This is a genomic window from Streptococcus mitis (assembly GCF_001074635.1).
Taxonomy (GTDB): domain Bacteria; phylum Bacillota; class Bacilli; order Lactobacillales; family Streptococcaceae; genus Streptococcus; species Streptococcus mitis_E.
On the sequence record NZ_JUQO01000201.1, the window covers coordinates 1 to 5338 of the forward strand.

Here is a 5338-nt window from a genome sequence, read left to right on the forward strand (position 1 = left end):
ATACTCTTCGAAAATCTCTTCAAACCACGTCAGCTTTATCTGCAACCTCAAAGCTGTGCTTTGATCAACCTGCGACTAGCTTCCTAGTTTGCTCTTTGATTTTCATTGAGTATTATAAAACAGAAGCTAAAAACGTTTTCAAACTGTACTGTAATAGAGAATAAAAACTTCTGAGCAGATTCTTAGTAAAGTCAAAATAAATGTGATAAATTAGTATTGTAAAAATTTACTGAAACGTTTTCAAAAACTATATGAAACCTTTTTTAGTAGATTTAAAAATATTTGAAGGAGAGTTATCATTATGACTCAAGGGAAAATTACTGCATCTGCAGCAATGCTTAACGTATTGAAAACATGGGGCGTAGACACAATCTACGGTATCCCATCAGGAACACTCAGCTCATTGATGGACGCTTTGGCTGAAGACAAAGATATCCGCTTCTTGCAAGTTCGCCACGAAGAAACAGGTGCTCTTGCAGCGGTTATGCAAGCTAAATTCGGTGGCTCAATCGGGGTTGCAGTTGGTTCAGGTGGTCCAGGTGCGACTCACTTGATTAACGGTGTTTACGATGCAGCTATGGATAACACTCCATTCCTAGCAATCCTTGGATCACGTCCAGTTAACGAACTCAACATGGATGCTTTCCAAGAATTGAACCAAAACCCAATGTACAACGGTATCGCTGTTTACAACAAACGTGTAGCTTACGCTGAGCAATTGCCAAAAGTTATTGACGAAGCTTGCCGTGCTGCAGTTTCTAAAAAAGGTCCAGCCGTTGTTGAAATCCCAGTAAACTTCGGTTTCCAAGAAATCGACGAAAACTCATACTATGGATCAGGTTCATACGAGCGTTCATTCATCGCTCCTGCTTTGAACGAAGTTGAAATCGACAAAGCTGTTGAAATCTTGAACAATGCTGAACGTCCAGTTATCTATGCTGGTTACGGTGGTGTTAAAGCTGGTGAAGTGATTACTGAATTGTCACGTAAAATCAAAGCACCAATCATCACAACTGGTAAAAACTTTGAAGCTTTCGAATGGAACTATGAAGGTTTGACAGGTTCTGCTTACCGTGTTGGTTGGAAACCAGCCAACGAAGTGGTCTTTGAAGCAGACACAGTTCTTTTCCTTGGTTCAAACTTCCCATTTGCTGAAGTTTACGAAGCCTTCAAGAACACTGAAAAATTCATCCAAGTCGATATCGACCCTTACAAACTTGGTAAACGTCATGCCCTAGACGCTTCAATCCTTGGTGATGCAGGTCAAGCAGCGAAAGCAATCCTTGACAAAGTGAACCCAGTTGAATCTACTCCATGGTGGCGTGCAAACGTTAAGAATAACCAAAACTGGCGTGATTACATGAACAAAATCGAAGGTAAAACTGAGGGTGAATTGCAATTGTATCAAGTTTACAATGCAATCAACAAACATGCTGATCAAGACGCTATCTACTCAATCGACGTAGGTGACACTACTCAAACATCTACTCGTCACCTTCACATGACACCTAAGAACATGTGGCGTACATCTCCACTCTTTGCGACAATGGGTATTGCTCTTCCTGGTGGTATCGCTGCTAAGAAAGACAATCCAGATCGCCAAGTATGGAACATCATGGGTGACGGTGCATTCAACATGTGCTACCCAGACGTTATCACAAATGTTCAATACGACCTTCCAGTTATCAACGTTGTCTTCTCAAATGGTAAATATGCCTTCATCAAGGACAAATACGAAGACACAAATAAACACTTGTTTGGTTGTGACTTCCCTAATGCTGACTATGCGAAAATCGCTGAAGCGCAAGGTGCTGTAGGATTTACAGTTGACCGTATCGAAGATATCGATGCAGTTGTTGCAGAAGCTGTTAAACTCAACAAAGAAGGTAAAACTGTTGTGATCGATGCTCGCATCACTCCACACCGTCCACTTCCAGTAGAAGTACTTGAATTGGATCCAAAACTTCACTCAGAAGAAGCAATCAAAGCTTTCAAGGAAAAATACGAAGCAGAAGAACTCGTACCATTCCGCCTCTTCTTGGAAGAAGAAGGGTTGCAATCACGCGCAATTAAATAATTTCTCTCGTCGAAAATCAAATGTAAACTGCGTTATCTTCACCTTGCCGTACTCCAGTACTGCCTGCGGTTTGATGCCTTGTTTATTCTTTGATTTTCATAGAGAGAAACTTGAAAAGATCGGAGCAATCCGGTCTTTTTATGGAGGATAGTAAATGAATTTAAATCAATTAGATATTATCGTTTCAAATGTTCCCCAAGTCTGTGCTGATTTGGAGCATATCTTGGATAAAAAGGCAGATTATGCTGATGATGGTTTTGCTCAATTTACGATTGGTAGTCACTGTCTGATGTTGTCCCAAAATCATTTGATTCCTTTGGAAGATTTTCAGACAGGAATCATTCTTCATATCGAGGTTGAGGATCTAAATCAGAATTACCAACGGTTAAAAGAGATCGGTGTCGAGATTTTACACGGTATTTGTGAAACGGATTGGGGAACAGAGTCCTTATTAGTTAAAGGCCCTGCTGGTCTAGTGCTTGATTTTTATCGTATGAAATAGGACATAGTAGAGTTTGATCGCCAACAAAAGTTATAGCATAAGAAGGGATTTATTTACTATTTTTATAAAATCTTCTCCCTACTTTATAAGATGTGAAAAAGAGTTCAACTGGAACTCTTTTTTTGCTATAATGAGGGGAGAAAAATCAGACAGGAGAAGAAGATGTCAGAACCATTATTTTTACAATCAGTTATGCAAGAAAAAATCTGGGGTGGAACCAAGCTACGTGATGAGTTTGGCTACGACATCCCAAGTGAAAAAATCGGAGAATATTGGGCCATCTCAGCCCATCCAAATGGAGTCTCTAAAGTTGCCAATGGTCGCTACGAGGGAACAGATCTTGCTACTTTATATGCAGAGCACCGTGAATTGTTTGGCAACCGTCCAGAACCTGTATTTCCGCTTTTGACTAAGATTCTGGATGCCAACGACTGGCTCAGCGTCCAAGTCCATCCAGACGATGCATATGGGTTAGAACATGAAGGTGAGCTAGGTAAAACAGAGTGCTGGTATATCATCGCTGCGGATAAAGGTTCAGAGATTATCTACGGGCATAATGCCAAGTCAAAAGAAGAACTCCGCCAGCAAATCGAAGATAAAAATTGGGATGCTTTGTTGACAAAAGTACCTGTTAAGGCTGGAGATTTCTTCTATGTGCCAAGTGGAACTATGCACGCTATTGGATCAGGAATTTTGATCCTTGAAACCCAACAATCTAGTGACACCACCTATCGCGTCTATGACTTTGACCGCAAGGACGACAAGGGAAACTTGCGTGAACTTCACCTTGAAAAATCGATTGATGTCTTGAACATTGGTGAGCCAGCAAATAGCCGTCCTGTGATTGTCAAAGCTGATGATTTGCGTTCCACTCTCCTTGTATCCAATGATTTCTTTGCAGTTTACAAGTGGGAAATTACTGGAAAAGTTGACTTCGAAAAGACAGCTGACTACAGTTTGTTGAGTGTCTTAGCTGGCCAAGGTCAACTGACTGTTGACGGAAAAAACTATCCAATCCAAAAAGGTAGCCACTTTATCCTACCAAGTGATGTTGAAGCTTGGACATTAGAAGGACAAGATTTGGAATTGATTGTTAGTCATCCATAAAAAAGAAAGGGCCTGAGTTCATACTCAAGTCCTTTTTGATTACATAAATTGGGCGATAAAGACCACAATGATGATGATAGGAATGATGAAACGAAGAAGGAAGAGCCAGATTTGGAAAAGTCCCTGTTTCCACGCTGTTTCATCGAGATGGAGTTCCTCCATGGCAAGAGCTTTTTTAAAGATATAGCCTGTAAAGAGTGAAAGGCAGAGAGCTCCAAATGGCATGAGGAGATTGGAAACCAAGAAATCCATAGCATCAAAGAAGGTCTTCCCAAAAATGTGAATATCTGCCATAACACCGTAAGAAAGGGCCGAAGGAATTCCAAAGATAAAGGTCAAAATTCCTAAAATGGCACTCCACATGGCACGCTTGCTGTTGTCCTGATTGGTAATATTGCCCACATTGATTTCCAGCATAACAACGGAAGAAGTGACCGTCGCAAAGAGGAAGAGCAAGAGGAAGAGGATGTAGAAAATGGTTCCAAAAGGCATCTTGTCAAAGAGTTGAGGCAAGACGATAAAGAGCAAGCTCGGTCCTCCTTCAGACTGGATATTGAAGGCTGACATGGCTGGGAAAATGGCTAGACCTGCCATGATGGATACTGAGATATTCATGGCTACAATGGAAATCCCTGACTGGACTAGATTGGTTTTCTTATCCAAGTAAGATGCATAGGTTAGCATGGCTGTAACCCCTAGTGAGAGGGCAAAGAAAGATTGTCCCAGAGCATAGAGGAGACCAGCACTTGTCAGCTTAGAGAAGTCTGGTTTGAGGAAGTAAAGAACCCCTTCCATGGCATTTGGTAAACTGAGAGAGCGCCCAATGATGACAACAAAGATGATAAAGAGCAGGGGCATCATGACTTTCGAAGCTCTTTCAATCCCTTTTTGAACCCCACGTGATACAATAAAGATGTTCAATAGGATAAAGGCTGCTTGAGCTCCAAGCGCAATGGCTGGATTTGAAATGATGGAAGTAAATAACTGAGCATAATCACTCGTCCCAGCAAGTTGGAACAATTTCCCGAACTCAATACCCAGATAAACCAGAATCCATCCCCCGATAACACTGTAGAAAGATAAGAGGATAAAAAGGGCAAAGGCACCAATCCAACCGATAAAGTTGTACTTGCTATTCTTGCCTAGTTTTCCAAAGGTTTTGATTGCTGAGACACCAGCGCTTCGGCCGAGGGCAAATTCTGCAAGCAAAAGGGGGAAACCGATTAAAATAGTGGAAACGAGAAAGACCAGTAAAAAGCCTCCTCCACCGTTAGCAGCAGTCATGTAGGGGAATTTCCAAACGGCTCCAAGTCCGATAGCTGAACCAGCAGATGCTAGAATAAAGCCCAGTTTAGAACCCCATTGCGATTTTTCAGACATAGTTAAACTCCTAAAATTAATGTTACAAAAGAAAAAGCTACTGCCCTTGGCAAATAGCCGCACAAGTACTCAAGATGAGCCTTTCTTTTGCTTGATAGACTTGACTATCCTATCATGTTTTCTAAGGTCTGTCAAGAAAACCATTTTCATGTTATGATAAAGTAAAAAATTTCGTAAAAACGCTTGACTCTGACCTAGGGGGAGGGGTTATACTATCAATGTAATACTCTTCGAAAATCAAATTCAAACCACGTCAGCGTCGCCTTACCGTA

4 protein-coding genes are annotated in these 5338 nt (G+C 41.3%); 3 read left to right on the forward strand and 1 reads right to left on the reverse strand.

All coding sequences use genetic code 11. From position 1 onward, the window contains the following. Positions 1 to 301: 301 nt before the first annotated feature. The 3 genes from spxB (at position 302) to manA (ending at position 3686) form a co-directional block, all read left to right on the forward strand. Complete coding sequence (spxB, locus tag ADI58_RS08690; protein WP_033681403.1) at positions 302 to 2077, forward strand: pyruvate oxidase; 1776 nt, start codon at positions 302 to 304, stop codon at positions 2075 to 2077. Between the two features lie 154 nt (positions 2078 to 2231). Beyond that, complete coding sequence (locus tag ADI58_RS08695) at positions 2232 to 2579, forward strand: VOC family protein (protein ID WP_049522261.1); 348 nt, start codon at positions 2232 to 2234, stop codon at positions 2577 to 2579. 162 nt (positions 2580 to 2741) lie between these two features. Next, entirely contained in the window at positions 2742 to 3686 is a 945-nt protein-coding gene (gene manA / locus ADI58_RS08700) for a mannose-6-phosphate isomerase, class I (RefSeq protein ID WP_049522262.1), read from the forward strand. Between the two features lie 39 nt (positions 3687 to 3725). On the opposite strand, the gene ADI58_RS08705 is transcribed toward manA, so the two are convergent. Beyond that, positions 3726 to 5066, reverse strand: coding sequence for a sodium-dependent transporter (locus ADI58_RS08705; protein WP_049522263.1), 1341 nt, complete (start codon positions 5064 to 5066; stop codon positions 3726 to 3728). Between the last annotated feature and the right edge of the window lie 272 nt (positions 5067 to 5338).

Coding starts and splice junctions, on each gene's coding strand:
- ADI58_RS08705 (WP_049522263.1), bottom strand. CDS start 5,066: ATGTCTGAAAAATCGCAATGGGGTTCTAAACTGGGCTTTATTCTAGCA.
- manA (WP_049522262.1), top strand. CDS start 2,742: ATGTCAGAACCATTATTTTTACAATCAGTTATGCAAGAAAAAATCTGG.
- spxB (WP_033681403.1), top strand. CDS start 302: ATGACTCAAGGGAAAATTACTGCATCTGCAGCAATGCTTAACGTATTG.
- ADI58_RS08695 (WP_049522261.1), top strand. CDS start 2,232: ATGAATTTAAATCAATTAGATATTATCGTTTCAAATGTTCCCCAAGTC.